This window comes from Thermomonospora echinospora, assembly GCF_900108175.1.
GTDB lineage: Bacteria > Actinomycetota > Actinomycetes > Streptosporangiales > Streptosporangiaceae > Thermomonospora > Thermomonospora echinospora.
Window position 1 is genome coordinate 326,850 of the sequence record NZ_FNVO01000004.1, and the last position, 20,276, is coordinate 347,125.

Below are 20,276 nucleotides of genomic sequence, written 5' to 3' on the forward strand. Positions count from 1 at the left end.
GGTGCCGAGCAGGCGGACGGTGCCGAGCAGGCGGACGGTGCCGAGCAGGCGGACGGTGCCGGGGAAGCGGCGAGGCCGCGGGTGGGGCGCCTGGTGGGCGCCCTGTCCGCGGCCTCGGTGCAGGTCAGTGGGGATCAGTACGGCAGGATCCGCCCGGATGGCGTCCGGAGGTCCGTCGGGGTCGGCTGACGTGGGGGCCTGGGGCGTCTGATGAGTTGCTGCCGTGCCATGGTGATCATCTCCCCCCTCTCGGCGGAGCTTAATCCGCCGATCGAGCTGATCCGTCGATCTCAGATGACGCGGGCTCACTGCCCTGAGTTGGCGAGCCTATGCGACCCCATCGCCCGGTTTCGACCGAATTCCTGGCGTACCCGCAGGTGAGGACGGCGTGTCCGGCTGTGGTCAGGAGACCACGTCCTTACCGCGGAAGCGGCGGAAGGCCAGCGCCAGCAGTACCACCGAGTAGGCGACCGAGATCGCGGTGCCCTTGGCCATCCCCGTCCACTGGATCTGGGGCTGCAGCGCGTCCATCCAGGAGTATGACCAGTGGGTGGGCAGGAAGTCGCGCACGCCCCCCAGGGCGGTGACGGCGTCCAGGATGTTGCTGACGATCACCAGCCCCACCGCCCCGCCCACCGCGCCCAGCGGGGAGTCGGTGGTGACCGACAGCAGGAACGCCAGCGCGGCCACCACCAGCTGGGAGACCAGCGCGTAACCGACGATGACCGCCATCCGGCCCAGCGCGGTGCCGGCCGGGACGGTGCCGCCGGTGGGCAGTTCCACGGCCCCCCAGCCGAACGCCACCGTGCCCGCCAGCAGCGACATCGCCGGCAGGCTGAACACCGCCAGGGCCGCGTACCCCAGCGCCACGACCAGCTTCTGCCGCAGCAGCCGGGCGCGCGGCACCGGGGCGGCCAGCAGATAGCGCAGCGACGACCACCCCGCCTCGGCGGCCACCGTGTCGCCGCAGAACAGCGCCACCGCCACCACCAGCAGGAACCCCGCCGACACGAACAGCGCGAACAGCGCGAAGTTCATGGCGCTCGCGGTCGCCACGGTCACCAGGCCGGGCGCCTCCCGGCCCGGGTCGCCGCCGATCTGGAAGGCGGCCACCAGCACCCAGGGCAGCACCAGCAGGATCGCGAAGGCCACCAGGGTCCGCCGCCGTCGCAACTGCCGGACCGCCTCCACCCGCAGCGGCAGCGTGCGGCGCACCGTGGGGACCGTCTCCCGCCGGGCGGCGGTGGCGGGGCCGTCCCCGTTCAGCCGGGTCCTCGTGCCCATCAGGTGCCCTCTCCGATGATCTCCAGGAACGCGTCCTCCAGCCGCTGCCGGGTGCCGACGATCTCGGCCACCGGCCCGGCGGCCACCCGCCGCCCGCGCGACATCACCACCGCGTGCGTGCAGGTCTGCTCCACCTCGGCGAGCAGGTGGCTGGAGACGATGACGGTGCGCCCGGTGGCCGCGTACCGCACCAGCACGTCGCGCATCTCGCGGATCTGCGGCGGGTCCAGCCCGTTGGTCGGCTCGTCCAGCACCAGCAGGTCGGGCAGGCCGAGCATGGCCTGCGCGATGGCCAGCCGCTGCCGCATGCCCTGCGAGTACGTGCGCACCGGGCGCTCCAGCGCGGCGCCGAGGTCGGCGATGGCCAGCGCCTCGTCCAGATGGGCGTCGGCGGCCGGGCGGCCGGTCGCCCGCCAGTACAGGTCCAGGTTGTCGCGGCCGGACAGGTGCGGCAGGAAGCCCGGCCCCTCCACGAACGAGCCCAGCCGCGCCAGCACGGGCGCGCCCGGCCGCACCCGGTGCCCGAAGATGCGGATCTCGCCGGCGTCCGGATGGATGAGGCCCATCAGCATTCGCAGCGTGGTGGTCTTGCCCGCCCCGTTCGGGCCGAGCAGGCCGAGCACCTGCCCCTGTTCGACGCGCAGCGACAGGTCGTCCACGGCCAGGTGGCCGTTGCGGTACCTCTTGGTCAGCCCGGTGATCTGCAGCGGTACGTCGGCCAGCGCCGGGTCGGGGGAGTCGCGGCGCGGGCGGCGCCCCTGCACCAGGAGCCCGGCGGCCAGCGCCAGTGCCGCCAGCGGCAGTCCCCACACCCAGCCGGGCAGCGGCGCGCCCGGCGTGTGCAGCGCCGGAACGGTGGGCACGCTCAGCCCGGAGACGACCGCGACCTTGTGGGCGGCGGGCTTGGGCGAGGTGGCGAAGCCCATGTCGGTCGTGCTCAGCACCAGCCGCAGCCGGTGGCCCCGGTCGAAGCGGTAGTCCATCGGCGGCAGCGTCACCGTGACCTCGCCGCTCTTCTCGACGCGCAGCGGGGCGGCCAGGCGTCGCGCCGGGGCCGCTCGGCCGTCGGGTGCGACGTCGTACAGCTTGGCGAACAGGGCGGCGTCCTCGTCACCGGACACCCGGATCCGGACGGTGGGCGCCCCGGTGAGGTGCAGCGGCCGGTCCAGGGGCCGGGAGTCGAAGGTCGCCGCCTGGCCGGGGATGTCGGACGGCAGCATGCCGCCCGCGCCCAGCCCGTCGAGGGCGCCGAGCGCGCCCAGGCCGGGCAGCGCCGAGACCGAGGCGGGGGTGCCGCCGGCCGGGTTGAAGACCGTCTGCTCCCGCCCGGCGAGCGGAACGTCCCGTACGTTCGCCCGCAGCCCCGGATAGGTGGACGCGGTGGCCGCCTGGATGACGACCTCCTGCGTCGAGGAGTCGATGCCGCCCGTCCGTGACACCGCGAAGGCCGGCGGCGCGGCCTGCCCGTTCCTGCGCAGATGGCGGTCGAACCAGTCGCGCACCAGGCCGCGGACCCGGCCGGTCTCCTGGTCGCCGCCGTCGTGGCCGCCCTGGATCCAGGCGACCGACACCGGGACGCCGTTGCGGGCGATCGCGCGGGCGCCGGCGTCCGCCTGGTCGAGCGGGAACAGCGAGTCGGTCTGCCCCTGCACGAGCAGCGTGGGCGCCTTGATGCGGTCCGCGTACGCGGCGGGGCTGGAGCGGCGCAGGACCCGCACGGCCTCGTCGGTGGGCCGGCCGGTCTCGGCGACCTCCTGGTACATCTCGCACAGCGACGGCAGGAACCGTCCACAGGCTGTGGACGGCGCCGGGCCGGGGCCGTTGTCGGGGCTTCCGGCGGTGAAGAAGATCCCGGCCCACAGCTTCTTGAACACCCCGGTCCGCGGCTGCGCCCCAGTGGCGTTGGGGAACAGCACCGCGGCCAGGTCGTTCCAGGTCTGCTGCGGGGCGATGGCGTCCACCCTGGGGTCGTGGGCGGCGGTCAGCAGCGCGATCGCGCCGCCGTAGGACTCGCCCGCGATCCCCACCCTCGGGTCGGCGGCGCCCGGGTCGCGCTGCACCTCGGGACGGCGGGCCAGCCAGTCGATCAGCTGCCGGGTGTCCTTGACCTCGTAGTCGGGGGAGTCGAGGGCGATCTCGCCGGTGGAACGGCCGAAGCCCCGCGCCGACCAGGTCAGCACGGCGTACCCGGCGCGGGCGAGTTCCTCGGCCTCGGCCCGGGTGTCGTCCTTGGAGCCGCCGAAGCCGTGCGCCAGCATCACCGCGGGCGCGCTGCGGTGCCCGACCGGGGGGAAGAACGAGGCGTCCAGGGTGACCCGCTGGTCGTCGTCCGGGCCGTCCACGACCTGGATGCGGTGGTGCTCGACCCGCACGGGCGGGGCGTCGTCGGCCGCCGCCCACACCAAGCCCCCGCCCACGGCCAGCACCCCGGCCGCCGCGGTGATCGCCCACCGTCTCGGCACCCCGCCCAGCCTCCTGAAAGCCGCTCCACGACGCCGGAGCGCACCCCCGATTTCCATGCTCCCGACTCTACGGGCGCGAGATGTCCCGCCTCTCCAACTGTGAGCCGTTCCGTCTCGCGCCCGGTGAAACGGCGGCTTCCCGGACGGCCTGTCCCGGGAACGCCCGGTCAGAGGCCTTCGCCTTCGGGGCTCGTGGGGAGTGGTCGAGGCGCCAGGGCGGCCTCGAACATGGTGATCAGGCGGTCGGTGAGCTCGGCGGGGTCGGCCTCGTGCAGGTCGGCGAGCCCGAGGACGCGCCGTACCGAGCCGCTGCCCAGCAGGACGAACGCCGCGGCGGTGGCCCGCAGGCGCGCGTCGGGGCCGTCCAGCAGGCCGGTCAGCGGGTCGATCAGGACCCGTTCCAGATGGCGGCGGATGATCGGCTGGATCTCCGGGTTGCCCTGCGAGCGGTCCAGGATGGACGACACCGGGCTGGCCGAGGCCGGGTGGGTCTGCCGCATGACGTGCTCGGCCAGCCGCCGGGGGAGGTCGGCCGTACCGCCCTCCAGGACGTGCGGCAGCACCGACTCGCTGGCCAGCACCTCGCCGAACAACGCGGACTTGGACCCGAAGTACCGGTTGACCAGCGCGACGTTGGCGCCGGCCCGGCCGGCGATCATCCGTACCGTCACCTGGTCGTAGCCGTGCTCGGAGAACAGGTCGCGGGCCGCCTCCAGCAGCCGCCGCCGGGTCGCCGCACGGTCGCGCTTGGGCCGTTCGGCGGGACGGCCGGACGTCTGCTCCAGTCGCATCGTGCCAGTATCGCGCCTTGACATGTAAACGCGCGTATACATACTCGTGTATATAACGGTCATCAGGGGGCGGAGTGGCGCGGAGCGGGGCGGCGGGCACGGGGTACACCCATCGGCAGGTGCTGGAGATCCTGAGCGGGCTGATCATGGCCATGCTCACCGCGATGATCTCCACCTCGGTGATCGCCACCGCGCTGCCCACCATCATCGGCGAACTCGGCGGCCAGGAGCAGTTGGCCTGGGTGGCCAGCGCCCCGCTGCTGACCATGACCGTCGCCACCCCGTTGTGGGGCAGGCTGTCGGACCTCTTCGGCCGCAAGGCGATGTTCCAGGCCGCCGTGGTGCTGTTCGCGGTCTCCTCGCTCGCGGCCGGGTTCTCCCAGGACATCGGCGGGCTCATCGCGGCCCGTGCGGTGCAGGGGCTGGGCGCCGGCGGGGTGCTGTCGCTCACCCAGATCATCCTCGGCGACGTGGTGCCGCCCCGCGAGCGCGGCCGGTACTCCGGCTACCTGGGCGCCGCCTACGGCGTGTCCATGGTGGCCGGCCCACTGGTCGGCGGCTTCCTGGTGGACACCCCCGGGCTGGGCTGGCGCTGGTGCTTCTTCGTCTCGGTGCCGCTGGCCGTGGTGGCCTCCCTCATCATCTGGAAGGTGCTGAGGCTGCCGCGGCCCGGCCGGAACGCACCCCGACCGAAGATCGACTGGTTCGGGGCGGTGACCATCACCGGCGGGGCCACGGCGATCATGCTGCTGCTGTCGCTGGGCGGCAAGGAGTTCGCCTGGCACTCCCCGTGGACCTACGGACTGGTCGCGCTGGGCGTGCTGCTGCTGGTCCTGGCGGTGGTGGCCGAGCGGCGGGCCGCCGCGCCGATCCTGCCGCCCCGGCTGTTCGGCGACCGGACCTTTGTGCTCAGCGCGGCGTCCCTGCTGCTGGTGGGCGTGGTCATGTTTGGCGCGCTGATCTTCCTGCCGCAGTATCTCCAGCTGGTGCGGGGGATGAGCCCGACCGCCTCCGGGCTGATGACGCTGCCCCTGGTGATCGGTCAGATGCTGGCCTCCACCCTGTGTGGGCAGTTCATCACCCGGACCGGGCGGTGGAAGGCGTACCCGGTGGCCGGGCTGGCGCTGCTGACCCTGGGGATGTTCCTGCTGTCGCGGCTGCACGTGGACTCTCCGCTGGTGCTGATCGGCGTCGACTGCGCGGTCATCGGCGTCGGCCTGGGCATGAGCATGCAGATCCTGGTCCTGGCCACGCAGAACGCCGTGCCGCACGCCGACATGGCCGCCGCGACCTCGGGTGTGTCGTTCTTCCGCAGCCTGGGCGGCGCGGTCGGGGTGGCCGCGCTGGGCGCCGTCCTCACCAGCAGGCTCGCCACCGAGCTCACCGAACGGCTGCGGGCCGCCCATCTGCCGGTGCCGAACGGGGCGGGCAGCGAGCTGGGCACCCCCGAGGAGATCCACGACCTGCCCGAGCCCTTCCAGGGCCTGCTGCTGGAGTCGTTCACCGACGCGCTGCAGACCGCCTTCCTGGTCTGCGTACCGTTGGCGCTGGTGGCCCTGGCGGGCGCCCTCGCGCTCCGGGAACTGCCGCTGCGCACCTCGGCCGTCCCCGTTCCCGAGCCCGCCGAGGCCGTCCCCGTTCCCAAGGCCACCGAGGACACCGAGGCCGTCAAGGCTGCCGAGGCTGCCGAGGCCGCCGGGCCCGCCGGGCCCCGTCAGGACCCCACGGCGGTCCCGTAGCCGGTCAGTTCGATCCGAGGATCCGCCGGACCATGTCCTCGGTCTGCCGCCGAGAGCCGGCGGGGCTGCTGATCTGGACGTCCCCGGTGGTCAGCGCCTGCTGCACCTCCGGGGCGGACAGGACCTGGCCGCCGACCACGATCGCCAGCAGCCGCTGCGGGGTCCCTGGGGCGGCGCCGTCGGCGGATACGGCCCGAAGCCCGGCGCTCCTGCGAACCCGGGCGGGGGCGCGGCCATCAGGAGCCTTTGAGGGTGCGGACCAGACGGTCGGCGTCGCTTTTGGTGAAGCGTCCGGTGACGACCACCTTGCCGTCGGTGATCGGCATGTCCACCCGCGGCGCGGTCACCAACTGGTCGCGCACCACGAACGCCACCGTCCGGCCCACCGTCTGCCGGGTGATGCCGGCGAACGCCTGCCGGTCGGTCCCCGACAGGCTGATCGCGACGTCGTGGGTGCCGGCGGCCTGCCCCTGCTGCACCCGCAGCTCGGTGACCCGCCGGATCGCGATGCCGCTGCTGAGCTGGTAGCAGGCCGGGCCGGAGACGGTCTGGCCGGTGATGCCCTGGGTGCCGGCCGGGCACGCCCCGGACACCACCTGGGTGACCGGGTAGACGTGCAGCGGGGCGGCCAGCGGCATCGGCTTCTCCTCCCGCGAGGTGGCGATCAGCGTCCCGGTCACCGCGACCGCCGCGATCAGCACTCCCAGCGTGATGACCAGCGCGAGCAGTGCCGGCCGCGACCGGGCCGCCTTGTGGCGACCCCGTCCGGCGCGGGCCCGGCGCTGCTCCTGAACGCGGCGCAGGGCGTCCGCCCGGCGCGCCCGCTCGGCCGCACGACGGTCGAGCGGACGGGTCGCGGTGTCCCCACCGGAACCCTTGCCGGTGGCGTCCGGGGAGTCGGACTCCTTGCCGGAGGTGCCCGGAGCGCCGGGACCCCTGCCGGAGGCGCCCGGGGAGCCGGGACCCTTGCCGGAGGCGCCCGGGGAGTCGAGACCCTTGCCGGAGGCGCTCGGGGAGTCGGGAGCCTTCTCGGGGACGTTCCGAGAGCCGGAACCCTTGCCGGAGACGCCGGAACCCTTACCGGCGACCTCAGGGGAGCCGGGACCCTTGCCGGAGGCTTTCGGGGAGCCGGGAGCGTTCTCGGAGGCTTCCGGGGAGTCCGGCGGCGGCGGGACGGGCGGCCGGTCGGCGGCGGAAGGACGGCCCTTGGCGTCCTTCGCCGGAGTGTCGGCACGTCGTTTGCCGCGGCGCGGTACGACTCGCATCCCCACCTCCCCGCTGGGCGTGGCCCAAGTCTGGCAGTGCCCTCTGGGATACCGCCACCGTCCGGGTCTCCGCAAGATCGTATGGCCGGAAACGGAAGGGCCCCGGCCTCCCCGAAGGGAGGCCGGGGCCCCGTGCCGGACGGCGCTCAGCCGTCGATGCGCCAGGTGTCGCCGCTGGCCAGCAGGGCGGCCAGGTCGCCCGGGCCCTGCCCGGTGACCGCCTCGTCGAGCTGCGCCCGCATCTGCTCGTCGTAGGACGGGCGCTCCACCTGCCGGAAGATCCCGATCGGGGTGTGCTCGAACGCCGGGGAGTCCAGCCGGGACAGCGCGAACGCCAGGGACGGGTCCGGGTGGTGGGCGTCGTGCACCACGATCTCCGAGGGGTCCACGTCCGCCACGTTCACCACCTCGAAGGCGCCGAAGCCCGAGCGGCGCAGCGCCTTGCCCCCGTCGGCGCCGAACACGATCGGCTGCCCGTGCTCCAGCCGGATCGTGACGTCGTCGCGGACCTCGGGGTCCTTGAGCGGGTCGAACGCACCGTCGTTGAAGATGTTGCAGTTCTGGTAGATCTCCACCAGCGCGGTGCCGTTGTGCTGGGCCGCCGCCCGCAGCACCGACTGCAGGTGCTTGCGGTCGGAGTCGATGGTGCGGGCCACGAAGGTGCCCTCGGCGCCGATCGCCAGCGAGATGGGGTTGAACGGGGCGTCCAGCGAGCCCATCGGGGTCGACTTGGTGATCTTGCCGACCTCGGAGGTGGGCGAGTACTGGCCCTTGGTCAGCCCGTAGATCCGGTTGTTGAACAGCAGGATCTTCAGGTTGATGTTGCGGCGCAGCGCGTGGATCAGGTGATTGCCGCCGATCGACAGCGCGTCCCCGTCACCGGTCACCACCCACACCGACAGGTCCGGCCGGGAGGCGGCCAGCCCGGTCGCGATGGCCGGGGCGCGGCCGTGGATCGAGTGGAACCCGTAGGTGTTCATGTAGTACGGGAACCGCGAGGAGCAGCCGATGCCGGAGACGAAGCAGATGTTCTCCCGGCGCAGCCCCAGCTCGGGCAGGAAGGACTGGACGGCGGCCAGGATCGCGTAGTCCCCGCAGCCGGGGCACCAGCGCACCTCCTGGTCGGTCTTGAAGTCCTTGGCGGTCTGCCGGACGTCGGTCTTGGGCACCAGCGACAGCGCGCCGTGGCCGTTTCCGTTGTGGAGTTCACTCACTGTCGATCACATCCTGGATCACACCGGCCAGCTCCTCGGCCTTGAACGGCAGCCCGCGCATACGGTTGTAGCCGATCACGTCGACGAGGTACTTGCCGCGCAGCAGCAGGGCCAGCTGGCCGAGGTTGATCTCCGGCACCACGACCTTGTCGTAGGAGCGCAGCACCTGGCCGAGGTTGGCGGGGAACGGGTTGAGGTGGCGCAGGTGGGCCTGGGCGATGTGCCCCCCGGCGCTGCGCACCCGCCGTACCGCCGCGGCGATGGAGCCGTAGGTGCAGCCCCAGCCGAGCACCAGCACCCGGGCCTGGCCGGACGGGTCGTCGACCGTCAGCGGCGCGATGTCGTTCGCGATGCCGTCGATCTTGGCCTGGCGCAGCCGGGTCATGGTGTCGTGGTTGGTGGGGTCGTAGGAGATGTTGCCGGACCCGTCGGCCTTCTCCAGACCGCCGATCCGGTGCTCCAGCCCGGCGGTGCCCGGGACGGCCCAGGGACGGGCCAGCGTCTCGGGGTCGCGCTTGAACGGCTGGAAGCCCTCCTGGCCGGGGGCGGCGAAATCGGGGTCGATCGTCGGCAGCGAGTCCACGTCCGGGATCCGCCACGGCTCCGAGCCGTTGGCCAGGTAACCGTCCGACAGCAGCACCACGGGGGTGCGGTACTTGACCGCGATCCGGGCGGCCTCCAGCGCCGCGTCGAAGCAGTCCGACGGGGACTGCGGCGCGATGATCGGCACCGGCGCCTCGCCGTTGCGCCCGTACATCACCTGCAGCAGGTCGGCCTGCTCGGTCTTGGTCGGCAGGCCGGTGGACGGCCCGGCCCGCTGCACGTCGATGACCAGCAGCGGCAGCTCGGTGGAGACCGCCAGCCCGATGGTCTCGCTCTTGAGCGCGATGCCCGGCCCGGAGGTGGTGGTCACCCCCAGCGACCCGCCGAACGAGGCGCCCAGCGCCGCGCCGATCGCAGCGATCTCGTCCTCGGCCTGGAACGTGCGCACCCCGAACCGCTTGTGCTTGGACAGCTCGTGCAGGATGTCGGAGGCCGGAGTGATCGGGTACGAGCCCAGGAACACCGGCAGCCCGCTGCGCACCCCCGCCGCCACCAGCCCGTAGGACAGCGCGACGTTGCCGGTGATGTTGCGGTACAGGCCCGCCGGCTGGACGGCCGGCTTGATCTCGTACTGCACCGAGAACGCCTCGGTGGTCTCGCCGTAGTTCCAGCCCGCCTGGAAGGCCGCGATGTTGGCCTTCATGATGTCGGGCTTGCGGGCGAACTTGCGCTCCAGGAACGCCAGCGTCCCCTCGGTGGGCCGGTGGTACAACCACGACAGCAGCCCGAGGGCGAACATGTTCTTGGCGCGCTCGGCGTCCTTCTTGGAGATGTCGAAGTCCGTCAGCGCGCCGACCGTCATGGAGGTCAGCGGCAGCGCGTGGACCCGGTACTCCGCCAGCGAGCCGTCCTCGACCGGGTTGGTCGCGTAGCCGACCTTGGCCAGGTTGCGCTTGGTGAACTCGTCGGTGTTGACGATCAGGTCGCCGCCGCGGGGCAGGTCGCCGATGTTGGCCTTCAGCGCCGCCGGGTTCATCGCCACCAGCACGTTGGGCGCGTCACCCGGAGTGAGGATGTCGTGGTCGGCGAAGTGCAGCTGGAAGCTGGACACCCCGGGCAGCGTGCCCGCCGGTGCGCGGATCTCGGCGGGGAAGTTGGGCAGCGTGGACAGGTCGTTCCCGAACGACGCCGTCTCCTGGGTGAAGCGGTCACCGGTCAACTGCATGCCGTCGCCGGAGTCACCGGCGAAGCGGATGATGACGCGGTCGAGCTGCTGGACCTGTTTGGTCACAGAGGAAGACCTCCTCGACGCGCAGCATCGGGACCGGGGGAGGCGTCCGGAACCGTGATGCTACTTAGGCTTACCTTCATGTTACGTCCGGGCAGTGGTGGATATTCCGGTGGACATGGGGCGCCGATGGGCCGCCCCTCGCCCGGTGCGACCGGTCTGCGCCATGGCGTCCGACCCGTGATGCGACAGCCCGTCCTGGGTGCCGTGACCCTGACACAGGACGTATCACATCGACCGGTGGTTGACATGGTGCCCGCGGCCGGTGGGCGATTAGGGCGCGCCTCCATGCAAGGTGTACGACGCGGACGATGCGCGGCGTTCACCCTTGAGGCGGTTCAAGAGGGACACAGGCAGCTCGCCAACCGGCACAGGTCCACGTGCAACCGGCGGACCAGCGCGAGAAGTGCGAGAGGTGCCAGGGACGGAACGGCGGAGGCGGCCGGCCACCCTGGCGACTTGGCGTTCACAGGCGGAACTATAGTTACGCCGATTTCCGTACGGGCCACCGCCCTGGCGTCAGGAGCCCGCCCGTTCCCGGTCCACGCTCCTCAGCAGGTCGGCGACCTGACCCGGGGAGACCGCCTCGGCCACCACCCGGGCCTGGGCGGTGTACTCGTGCCGCCCCGGCACGTCCCGCGCCCGCCGCATCCACGCCTTCCAGCCCGCGCTGGTGACCGTGCAGCTCAGCGTCGCCTTCCGGGCGGGTCCCAGCGGCTGGACGGCCGTACAGGAGCCCAGCGCGCGACCGTCGGCGCTGATCGTGGCCGTCAGCACGGCGCGCATGGACGTGCCGCCGCCCGTGCCCGGCCCGGCCGAGCCGTCCGCCACGGCCGGCGTCTGGGTGGAGACCGGCAGGCTCACCGTGCAGCCGCTGACGTTCTCGTTGCAGTTGACGAACTTCAGCTCGCCGTGCTCGAAGCGCACCCCCGGGTCGCGGGCCCCGCCGAGGGCCGCCACCCGCGTGCGCAGCTCGGTCAGCACCCCGGCGGCGTCCGGCAGCGTCACGACGTCGAAGCCGGCGTCCGACGCGCCCTCCACGCGCAGCAGCTCGTACGGCTCGGCGGCTGACAGCCAGTAGACGCCGAGCGGGGTCTCGACCCGGTGCGCGGGGCGCCCCCCGACCCGGCCGGGGGCGTCCCCGGCCGCCGAGTCGTGCACCTTTTCGGCGATCGACGACGGGGACAGGAACGTTTTGACGTCGAAGCCGAGCACCGTGACGGGTGCCTTGGACCACCGCCCGGCGAAGTCCTCAGGCCGGGCGGTCGGGCCGGCCGCCGACGCCCAGAAGACCGGCCCGCCCTTCAGGTACGTCGTGCCGTTCACGCTCACCAGCTGTGCCTGCCGGCCGTTCCAGGTGAGCGTGCCGACCGCCGAGCCGGCCCGCGTCACCGAGAGCCTGGCCTGGACGCGCCGCCCGCTGGAGGTGAACGTGCCGGTGTAGCGCAGGGCGGGCAGGGTCTCCAGCCGTGCGGCGGCCTTGGCCGTCCAGCGCGGGGCGGCCGGGCGGCTGCTGGTTTGCGCCCCGGCCGGTGCGCCCTCGTCCGGGCCGTCCCCCCACAGCGCGCCGAGCGCGATCACCGCGCCGACCAGCAGCGTGACCGCCAGGCCCGCGACGACCGGCTTGGGGACGCGCGGGCGCCGGGCCGAGGAGCCGTCGGCGGGCGGGGGCTGGGGCGTCGGAGGGCTCGGCTGCCCGGACGGCCACGGTTGGGAAGAGCTCACCGCCGACGTTCCTCCTGCTGCGTGCTGGTCGGAGCCCGTCAGGGGCACCGCGATGGGGTCACGGGCGACCGGGGCCGGAGCCGGGACCGCGACCGGCCCGGGGCTCGCTCGGCCCCGGGGACCGGCAAGCAAGGATCTCAGCCCGACCGCCCGCCCGGAAACCCCATGGCGCTCCGACACGACAGTGCCGGACGAACCGCTCGCGTGTGGCGGACTCGTCCGGCACTGTAGCCGTGCTCACTGCGGGCTCACACCCGGCTCACTCCCGGTCGAGGGCGGCCTGCATCGCCTGGATCTCGCTCTGGGTGGCCCCGATGGCGACCGGCATGCCCTGCATCCACCAGCGCAGGGTCGTGTTCTGGGTGTTGTAGAAGCTCCGCCACTGCGGACCGGACACCCGGCACTGGGTCCACACCGAGGTGAGGCCGGTGGTGGTGGCGGTGGCGGTGCAGTCGCCGAGCCTGCGCCCGGTCTTGGTGGTCGCGGTGATCCACACGTACACGTTGACCTGCGTGGTGCCGCCGGACGCGCCGGAGGTCCACAGCTGGACGCGGACGGTGCAGCCCGCGGCGCTCTCGTTCTTGCAGCCGTCGATCTTCTGTAGGCGCGGCGACTTGGTGGCGTCCCACGCGTCCTTGAGCTCGCCGATCCGGGTGCGCAGCTCGTTCACCGTGGCACTGGCGGCCGACCCGGTCTGCGCGGTGACGTCGGCGTTGACGGCCGGGCTGATGCTCTCCACCCGCAGCAGCTCGTCGTCGTCGGCGGACAGGTAGTAGGTGCCGCTCAGCGTGGTGATCTTGATGACGTCGCGGCCCCGCAGGGTGGTCTCCACGTCGGAGCGCACGCTGAACTTGGTGATCGAGCGCATCTTGGCGGCCAGCGCGGAGGGCGTGGCGTACTGCTTGAAGTCGAAGGTCAGCTTGGTGGGCTCCACCTTGCCCCAGTGCTCGCCGCTGCCGGGCAGGTCGTCGACGTCCGTCGTGGTCAGGTTCTTGGACCAGTAGGACCGGTCGGCCTTGACGAACAGGTTGCCGTCGGTGGACAGCAGGGTCACCCGGTCGCCGGACCAGGTCACCGGGCCGGTGACCCGGCCGGAGGCGGTGACCTTGACCTCGCCCTCGATCCGCTCGGTGCCGAAGGTGCCCTTCAGGGTCAGCGCGCGCGCCGACGACAGGGAACGGGCGGCGGCGGCCAGCCGTTCAGTGGGGGACTTGTCGTTGTTGCCCAGCAGCACGAAGAACGCCGCGGCGATGATCAGGATCACCACGAGCCCGCCGCCGATGATGATGGCCAGCATCGCCCCGGCGTTGGACCGGCGCGGCGGCGGGGGCGGTCCGGGCAGACCGAACGGCGGCGGTGTGCCCCCGGGCGGCGGGAACGGCGGCGGTGTGCCGCCGGGCGGGACGAACGGCGGCGGTGTGTTTCCGGGCGGTCCGGGCGGCCCGGCCGGAGGCCACGCGGGACCGCCGGGAGGCGGATTCCAGCCGGGAGGTGGCGGGGGGCTACTCATCGAGGCGCGTTCCTTCCAGGGCGGACTTGCCGCAATGCACCCTCAGTGTGGCGCAAAGGACGGACATTCTGCTCTATACATCTTTGGACGGAGGCAGGCCCCCCGCCGCTCCGCGCCATTGGCGATACTTGACCGTGACGTCCCGGAAGGCATGGGGAGCGATGTCCGTGGGCGCCGCGGACGGACTGGAGGTGGGCCATGGATGATTACTTCGGTTCGTACCTGGTCGTCGTGGTGCTCCTCCTGCTCGGCTGCGGCATCGTCGGCGGGGGCCTGGCGGCCAACCGGCTGCTGCGTCCGCACCGGCTCACCGAGGAGAAACTGACCACCTACGAGTGTGGCGTCGACCCGGTCGGTGAGGGCTGGGCGCAGTCGTACGTGCGGTACTACGTCTTCGCCTACCTGTACGTGGTCTTCGCCGTCGACGCCGTCTTCCTCTTCCCGTGGGCCACGGTGTTCGCGGCCCCCGGCTTTGGGACGACGACACTGGTCGAAATGTTCGTGTTCCTGGGGTTCCTGTTCACCGGCCTGGTCTACGCGGGCCGCAAGGGCGTGCTCTCCTGGGTCTGAGCGGGCCCGCCCCGCCCCCGGTGAAGTCCGGCTTCGGCGGGACGGCGGCGGGGCTGTAAGAATGCAGTAGTGAGCACCGTGGATCTGCCGCCCCCCGGCGTCGGGCCGATGTCGCGGCTGGCCCCCAAGCCGATCAAGTTCGTGCTCAACTGGGGCCGGCGCTACTCGCTGTGGGTGTTCAACTTCGGCCTGGCCTGCTGCGCGATCGAGTTCATCGCCACCTCGATGAGCAGGCACGACTTCATCAGACTGGGCGTGATCCCGTTCGCGCCCGGCCCCCGCCAGGCCGACCTGATGGTGGTGTCGGGCACGGTGACCGACAAGATGGCGCCCGCGATCCGGCGGCTGTACGAGCAGATGCCCGAGCCCAAGTACGTCATCTCGTTCGGCGCCTGCTCCAACTGCGGCGGCCCGTACTGGGACTCCTACTGCGTGACCAAGGGCGTCGACCAGATCATCCCGGTGGACGTCTACGTGCCCGGCTGCCCGCCGCGCCCGGAGGCGCTGCTGCAGGGGATCATCCATCTCCAGGAGAAGATCGCCGGCGAGTCGCTGGGCGACCGGTACGGCCCGGCCGGCGAGCCGGTGGCCCCCGCTCCGCCCGCCCGCCGGATGGAGGCCACCGTCCTACGCCGGCCGATCCTGCCCCCGCCCCCGCCTCCCGTGGACTTCGGGGACGTCCCCGCCGACTGGGACACCGACCAGCCGCCCCTCGACACCTTCTTCGACGAGGCGGACGTCCCCACGGCGGGGGTCCCGGTGATCCAGCCGTCTACGGAGACCGAGCAGTCCACCGAAACCGCCCCGACACCCCCGCCCACCGAACAGGCGGAGCAACCCACCCAGCCGGTCCCGGTGGCTGAGCCCGCCGACGAGACGGCCGGGGTGACTCAGCCGGTTCCGACGGTTGCGCCCGCTGAGGAGCCGGTCGGAGTCACTGAGCCGGTTCCGGTGGTCGAATCCGCTGAGGATGCGGCCGGAGTCACTCAGCCGGTCGCCCCGCCAGAGGAAGCCGTGTCGTCGGAGGACGCGAAGCGGACCGAAAGGCTGCCGATCGTCCAGCCCCCCGACCCGGCCGAAGGGACCGCCGGCGGACACGCGGGCGGTGGTGAGACGTCCGAGGCGGAGGCTCCCACGACCGAACTGCCCACGGTCGGCAGGCCCGCCAGCGACCTGTCCTTCATCCCCGGATTCGGCGACGACCCGGGCCACGCCGAGAGCGATGCCGACGGCGAGGACGAGGGCCGCGGCGGAGAACGGCGGCGCGGGTGAACGCGCGGGAACCGGCCGCCGCCTGGGCGGAGCGCTTCGGTGAGGACGCCGTCCTGTCCGACAGCTTCGGGCAGCCCGTGGTGGACGTCCCCGCGGTGTCCTGGCTGGCCGCGCTCGACTTCGCCAGGACGGAACTGGACTGCGACTACTTCGACTGGCTGACGGCGGTGGACGAGCAGGCCGACGGGTTCCGCGTCGTCGTCCACGTCTACTCCCTGCGGCAGCGCCACCACCTGCTGATCCGCACCCTGGTGGCGCGCGAGCGGCCGCTGCTGCCGACCGCGACCGGCGTCTACCGGGGCGCCGCCTGGCACGAGCGCGAGACGTACGAGATGTTCGGCGTCGTCTTCGACGGCCACCCCGACCTCAAGCCGCTGCTGCTGCCCGACGGCTTCCAGGGCAACCCGCTGCGCAAGGACTTCGTACTGGCCGCGCGGGTCGCCAAGCCTTGGCCAGGCGCCAAGGAACCCGGCGAGAGCGGCACCGGCGCCCCCAGCCGCCGCCGCGTCCGCCCCCCGGGCGTCCCCGACGACTGGGGCCCCCAGGCCACCACCTCGGCCCGCCCCGACCGCCCGTCCCGACCGGAACGCCCACCTCGTCCGGAACGCCCAGGTCGGGGAACCCGGCCGGGCGGTGCTGAGCCTGTTCGCGGTGCTGAGTCGTCGGATGTGGCTGGAGCGTCTGGCCGAGGGGAAACGGGCGGCGGGGGCGAACGGCCGGATCGGGGTGAGGGGTCCGGCGGGGGCGGGCCGTCCGCAGGTGGCGGGCCGGCTGGTGCGGATGAGTCGCCGGGACGGAGCGAAGAGTCCGGTGAGGCCGGGCGGGGGCGGCGGCCGCGGGGGATCGACGGGGGTGGCGATGCCTGAGGTCCTTGAGGTGGCGCTCAAGCTGGCGCTGCTCGCCGCCTTGTTCGCAGTGCTGCCGCTGCTGGTGGGGCAGGCCGAGCACAAGGTGATGGCGCACATGCAGGGGCGGCTCGGGCCCATGTACGCCGGCGGGTTCCACGGCTGGGCCCAGTTGGTCGCCGACGGGGTGAAGTTCGCGCAGAAGGAGGATGTCGTCCCGCGCGCCGCCGACCGGCGGATCTTCAAGCTGGCCCCGGCGGTCGCGCTGGTGCCCTACCTGGTGGTCCTGGTCGTGGTGCCGGTCGGGCCGGGCGGCCAGGTGGTGCTGGACCTGGGACTCGGGCTGTTCTTCGCGCTGGCGGTGATGGGCGTCGGCGTGATCGGCGCGATCATGGCGGGCTGGGCCAGCGCCAACAAGTACTCGCTGCTGGGTGGGATGCGGGTGGCCGCCCAGCTGATGTCCTACGAACTGCCGATGGTGTTCGCGGCGGCGTCGGTGGCGATGGCGGCCGGCAGCCTGTCGCTGACCACGATCGTGGACGAGTGGCAGTGGTGGTGGCTGCCCTGGCAGGCGATCGGCGGGGTGGTGTTCTTCGTCGCCGGGCTGGCCGAGCTGCGGCGGCCCCCGTTCGACATGCCGGTGGCCGACTCGGAGATCATCTTCGGCCCCTACACCGAGTACGGCGGGCTGCGGTTCGCGCTGTTCATCCTGGCCGAGTACGCCGGGATCGTGGTGCTGTGCGCGCTGACCACGGTGCTGTTCCTGGGCGGCTGGCACGGCCCGTTCGCCGACACCCAGCTCGGCTGGCTGTGGACGCTGCTGAAGGTGGCCGCATTGTCGTTCGTGGTGATCTGGCTGCGGGTCAGCTACCCGCGGATGCGCGAGGACCAGCTCCAGCGCCTGGCCTGGGCCTGGCTGGTGCCGCTGGCCCTGGCCCAGCTCGCCCTCACCGGCGTCATCAAGGTCGCCGTCGAGGGCTGACGGGATCTCAGGCCGCCGCGGGTCAGGGCAGGAAGATGGCGTACTCGCCGACGCGGGTCACCAGGTCGGGCGGCAGGTCGGCGTTGATCGCCAGCTCCTCCACCGAGACGAAGGGGCCCTGCTCCCGACGGATCCGCTCGATCCGCTCGACCAGCTCCGACGTCATGCCGGGCAGCGTGGCCAGCACGAACGGCGGCGCGTGGTTGACGTCGATCAGCCCACCGTCGTCATAGGCGCGGGGCACGTCGGGACGGCCGATTCCCAGCTCATGGGCCAGGGCGGGGTCCTCGGCGGCCAGCGTCCGCGCCTCCTCGCGCAACGTGCGCCGGTACTTGGCGACATGGATGGCGTACTCGTTGGCCTTGTCCCGGGGAGCGGCCTGCGGGTAGACGCGGGTCCGGACGGTCAGTGCGTGCGCGAAGCCGCCGATCCACAGGATCATCAGCAGCATGGAGGCCAGCGCGGACAGCGGCCAGCCCGCGTCCATGAACGTGATCATCGCGGACCAGCCGGCGAGGTAACCGGCCGAGGCCACCGCCAGGCCCGCCGACCGCCGCTTGACCGCCGCGTACGTGAACGTGAACGGCGTGGCGAAGCCACACGTAATCAGCGGGGTGAACGCCCACAGCACGCCCTGGGACCGCGGCGGCTCCGGCGGCATGGGCGGCAGTGGACGAGGCGGCAGCGGATGGAGCGGAGGCCCGGGCGGTGTCGGCGGATACGGCCGCGCCCCCCGGGGCGGGTGAGGCCGGTAGGGGGGATGCGGTTGATGAGGGGGCCTCGGGGGAGGCTGATTTCCCGGCCACGCCATAAGGGCTCCTAAGGCGCCGCTTGCCTCTTACTTCACACCCGGTATGACGACTGGACGACGCGCCGCGTTCCCTCGCACCGGAACGGCGGAAGTCACCGGGTCGAGGGGATGGTCGTCGCGTTGCGTAGGGGGATGCGGCGTTTCTTCCCGGGGCGTCATACGCAATCATGGGGCCGTGGCACGGCTACCAGGAGGCGGACTGGCCAAGGGGCTGGCCGTCACATTGCGGACGATGACGCGGCGGTCCGTCACGCGTCAGTACCCGGAGGTGCAGCCCGACCTGCCGCCCCGCAGCAGGGGGGTGATCGCGCTGCTGGAGGAGAACTGCACGGTCTGCATGCTGTGCGCGCGCGAGTGCCCCGACTGGTGCATCTACATCGACTCCCACAAGGAGACGCTGCCGGCCGAGGGCGGCGGCCGTCCCCGCACCCGCAACGTCCTGGACCGGTTCGCGATCGACTTCGCGCTGTGCATGTACTGCGGGATCTGCGTCGAGGTGTGCCCGTTCGACGCGCTGTTCTGGTCGCCGGAGTTCGAGTACGCCGAGTACGACATCGCCGAGCTCACCCATGAGAAGGACCGGCTGCGCGAGTGGATGTGGACGGTGCCGCCGCCGCAGGCGCACGACCCGGCCGCCGAGACGCCCAAGGAGGTGACGGTCGCCGAGCGGGCGGCCCAGCGCGCGGGGCCGGCCGCCGGACGGGGTCCCGGACGGAACGGAGGGCCGTGACCGGACAGGAGATCGTCTTCACCCTGCTGGGCGTGGTGGCGGTGGGCTCGGCGGTCATGGTGGTGACCACCCGGCAACTGGTCCACGCGGCACTGTGGCTGGTGGTCTCGTTCGGTGCGCTGGCCGGCGGCTATCTGGTGCTGACCGCCGAGTTCGTGGCCTGGGTGCAGGTGCTGATCTACGTCGGCGCGGTGGTGGTGCTGCTGCTGTTCGGGATCATGCTGACCCGGGCGCCGATCGGCCCGGTGCCGCGTTCCGGCGAGGACGACCCGCTGGACTCCGGCAACCGCTGGGCCGCGCTGGCCGTCGCGGTGGCCACCGCCGCCGTGCTGATCACCGTGCTGGTGATGGGCTTCCGGGACTCCCGGATCAGGCTGGAGGCGGGCGGCGGCGGTGCCGAGCCGCTGGGCGGCAGCCTGTTCCGCACCTGGGTGCTGCCGTTCGAGGTACTGTCGGTGCTGCTGCTGGCCGCACTGGTCGGAGCCATCGTGCTGTCACGTACCGACATCGGCGCCGAGGACGACGAGCCCGGCACGGACATTCCCGCCCGGACCGGCGGCCCCGCGCCGGACGGCGGCGCCCGGGTGGGCGGCGCTAAGACCGGGGCCGGTACTGACACCGGCGGCCGCACCGGGAGCGGCGGCTCCAAGGGCGGTGGCGCCAAGGTCGATCACAGTGCCGAGATCGCGGGCGCCGAGACCGACGTCAAGGGTGGCGACGGCAAGGCCGGTGCTGCCGAGGGCTCCCGGGGCGGGGCGGACGGTGCTCGGGGGCGTGAGGAGGGCGGCGGCTGATGCATGCCGTCTATCCCGTCGTCGTGGCGGCGCTGCTGTTCTCGGTGGGTGTGTACGGGGTGCTGGCCCGCCGTAACGCGATCCTGGTGCTGATGTCGGTCGAGCTGATGCTCAACGCGGTCAACCTGAACCTGGTGGCCTTCGACGTGCTGTGGCGCGACCGGCTGCACGGCGGCCAGGTGCTGACCCTGTTCACGATCGTGATCGCCGCCGCCGAGATCGGGCTGGGCCTGGCCATCGTGCTGCTGATCTTCCGCAACCGCCGGATGGTGGAGGTGGACCGGCTGAGCACCCTCGGCGAGCCGCCCGGCGCACCCGGCGCGTCCGGTACGCCTGCCGTTCCCGGAGACCTGGCAGATGGACCAGTGCCGACGGGCGGGTCAGAGTCGGCGGGCGGGCCGGGGTCGGTGGACGAGGCGGCGCGGCGGCGGGCGAGCGCGGTGGCGCGCGA

The 20,276-nt window shown here is 72.6% G+C and carries 18 protein-coding genes and 1 pseudogene; 8 read left to right on the top strand and 11 right to left on the bottom strand.

Annotated features, from left to right (window positions below):
• Positions 1-402: 402 nt before the first annotated feature.
• The 3 genes from C4U03_RS11750 to C4U03_RS11760 all read right to left on the bottom strand — a co-directional run bounded on the left by C4U03_RS11750 (position 403) and on the right by C4U03_RS11760 (position 4,537).
• Positions 403-1,284: an ABC transporter permease gene (locus tag C4U03_RS11750; RefSeq protein ID WP_103937756.1), complete on the bottom strand. Its 882-nt coding sequence runs from the start codon at positions 1,282-1,284 to the stop codon at positions 403-405.
• The gene (locus C4U03_RS11755) at positions 1,284-3,746 is read right to left on the bottom strand and encodes an alpha/beta fold hydrolase (RefSeq protein ID WP_235017787.1); all 2,463 of its coding nucleotides are present in this window, start codon (positions 3,744-3,746) and stop codon (positions 1,284-1,286) included. Before C4U03_RS11755 ends, C4U03_RS11750 begins: the two co-directional genes overlap by 1 nt.
• Positions 3,747-3,913: 167 nt before the next feature.
• Positions 3,914-4,537, bottom strand: a complete 624-nt coding sequence (locus tag C4U03_RS11760) for a TetR/AcrR family transcriptional regulator (RefSeq protein ID WP_103937758.1) — start codon at positions 4,535-4,537, stop codon at positions 3,914-3,916.
• 74 nt (positions 4,538-4,611) lie between these two features.
• Here C4U03_RS11760 and C4U03_RS11765 point away from each other — a divergent pair, with 74 nt between their 5' ends.
• Positions 4,612-6,276 (top strand): MDR family MFS transporter, encoded by a 1,665-nt coding sequence (locus tag C4U03_RS11765; RefSeq protein ID WP_235017788.1) that lies wholly within the window; start codon positions 4,612-4,614, stop codon positions 6,274-6,276.
• Positions 6,277-6,280: 4 nt separating this feature from the next.
• Here the strand turns inward: C4U03_RS11765 and C4U03_RS42460 are convergent, their stop codons facing one another.
• From C4U03_RS42460 to C4U03_RS39880, 7 genes are all read right to left on the bottom strand, one after another.
• On the bottom strand, positions 6,281-6,415 hold the full coding sequence (locus C4U03_RS42460) for a hypothetical protein (protein WP_268817503.1): 135 nt from the start codon (positions 6,413-6,415) through the stop codon (positions 6,281-6,283).
• A 97-nt stretch (positions 6,416-6,512) separates the two neighbouring features.
• Positions 6,513-7,541, bottom strand: coding sequence for a SecDF P1 head subdomain-containing protein (locus C4U03_RS11770; RefSeq protein ID WP_103937759.1), 1,029 nt, complete (start codon positions 7,539-7,541; stop codon positions 6,513-6,515).
• Between the two features lie 146 nt (positions 7,542-7,687).
• Positions 7,688-8,755, bottom strand: a complete 1,068-nt coding sequence (locus C4U03_RS11775; protein WP_103937760.1) for a 2-oxoacid:ferredoxin oxidoreductase subunit beta — start codon at positions 8,753-8,755, stop codon at positions 7,688-7,690.
• Complete coding sequence (locus C4U03_RS11780) at positions 8,748-10,589, bottom strand: 2-oxoacid:acceptor oxidoreductase subunit alpha (protein WP_103937761.1); 1,842 nt, start codon at positions 10,587-10,589, stop codon at positions 8,748-8,750. The genes C4U03_RS11775 and C4U03_RS11780 overlap by 8 nt, the downstream gene beginning before the upstream one ends.
• 335 nt (positions 10,590-10,924) lie before the next feature.
• Positions 10,925-11,095, bottom strand: a complete 171-nt coding sequence (locus C4U03_RS42940; RefSeq protein ID WP_407701425.1) for a putative leader peptide — start codon at positions 11,093-11,095, stop codon at positions 10,925-10,927.
• A 10-nt stretch (positions 11,096-11,105) separates the two neighbouring features.
• Positions 11,106-12,311 carry a hypothetical protein gene (locus tag C4U03_RS11785; protein WP_103937762.1) on the bottom strand — a complete coding sequence of 402 codons (1,206 nt, stop codon included), beginning with the start codon at positions 12,309-12,311 and terminating at the stop codon, positions 11,106-11,108.
• Between the two features lie 259 nt (positions 12,312-12,570).
• Positions 12,571-13,608 (bottom strand): hypothetical protein, encoded by a 1,038-nt coding sequence (locus tag C4U03_RS39880; RefSeq protein ID WP_146087342.1) that lies wholly within the window; start codon positions 13,606-13,608, stop codon positions 12,571-12,573.
• A 411-nt stretch (positions 13,609-14,019) separates the two neighbouring features.
• On the opposite strand from C4U03_RS39880, the gene C4U03_RS11795 reads away from it, so the two are divergent.
• The 4 genes from C4U03_RS11795 to nuoH all read left to right on the top strand — a co-directional run bounded on the left by C4U03_RS11795 (position 14,020) and on the right by nuoH (position 17,490).
• On the top strand, positions 14,020-14,391 hold the full coding sequence (locus C4U03_RS11795) for an NADH-quinone oxidoreductase subunit A (protein WP_103937763.1): 372 nt from the start codon (positions 14,020-14,022) through the stop codon (positions 14,389-14,391).
• Positions 14,392-14,460: 69 nt separating this feature from the next.
• The gene (gene nuoB, locus C4U03_RS43130) at positions 14,461-15,663 is read left to right on the top strand and encodes an NADH-quinone oxidoreductase subunit NuoB (protein ID WP_327372606.1); all 1,203 of its coding nucleotides are present in this window, start codon (positions 14,461-14,463) and stop codon (positions 15,661-15,663) included.
• A complete protein-coding gene (locus C4U03_RS41770) occupies positions 15,660-16,529 on the top strand; it encodes an NADH-quinone oxidoreductase subunit C (protein WP_235017789.1) in 870 nt (289 codons plus the stop codon). The genes nuoB and C4U03_RS41770 overlap by 4 nt, the downstream gene beginning before the upstream one ends.
• Entirely contained in the window at positions 16,522-17,490 is a 969-nt protein-coding gene (gene nuoH, locus C4U03_RS11810; protein ID WP_103937997.1) for an NADH-quinone oxidoreductase subunit NuoH, read from the top strand. The genes C4U03_RS41770 and nuoH overlap by 8 nt, the downstream gene beginning before the upstream one ends.
• Before the next feature lie 22 nt (positions 17,491-17,512).
• Here nuoH and C4U03_RS11815 read toward each other — a convergent pair whose 3' ends face one another.
• Positions 17,513-18,151 carry a ComEA family DNA-binding protein gene (locus C4U03_RS11815; protein WP_146087343.1) on the bottom strand — a complete coding sequence of 213 codons (639 nt, stop codon included), beginning with the start codon at positions 18,149-18,151 and terminating at the stop codon, positions 17,513-17,515.
• Positions 18,152-18,533: 382 nt separating this feature from the next.
• On the opposite strand from C4U03_RS11815, the gene C4U03_RS11825 reads away from it, so the two are divergent.
• From C4U03_RS11825 to nuoK, 3 genes and pseudogenes are all read left to right on the top strand, one after another.
• Entirely contained in the window at positions 18,534-19,031 is a 498-nt protein-coding gene (locus C4U03_RS11825) for a NuoI/complex I 23 kDa subunit family protein (RefSeq protein WP_103937765.1), read from the top strand.
• Complete coding sequence (locus C4U03_RS11830) at positions 19,028-19,825, top strand: NADH-quinone oxidoreductase subunit J family protein (protein WP_103937766.1); 798 nt, start codon at positions 19,028-19,030, stop codon at positions 19,823-19,825. The genes C4U03_RS11825 and C4U03_RS11830 overlap by 4 nt, the downstream gene beginning before the upstream one ends.
• Positions 19,825-20,121 (top strand): annotated as a pseudogene (gene nuoK / locus C4U03_RS42810) (NADH-quinone oxidoreductase subunit NuoK); the annotation flags it as partial. The gene C4U03_RS11830 and the pseudogene nuoK, both read left to right, overlap by 1 nt.
• Positions 20,122-20,276 lie beyond the last annotated feature (155 nt).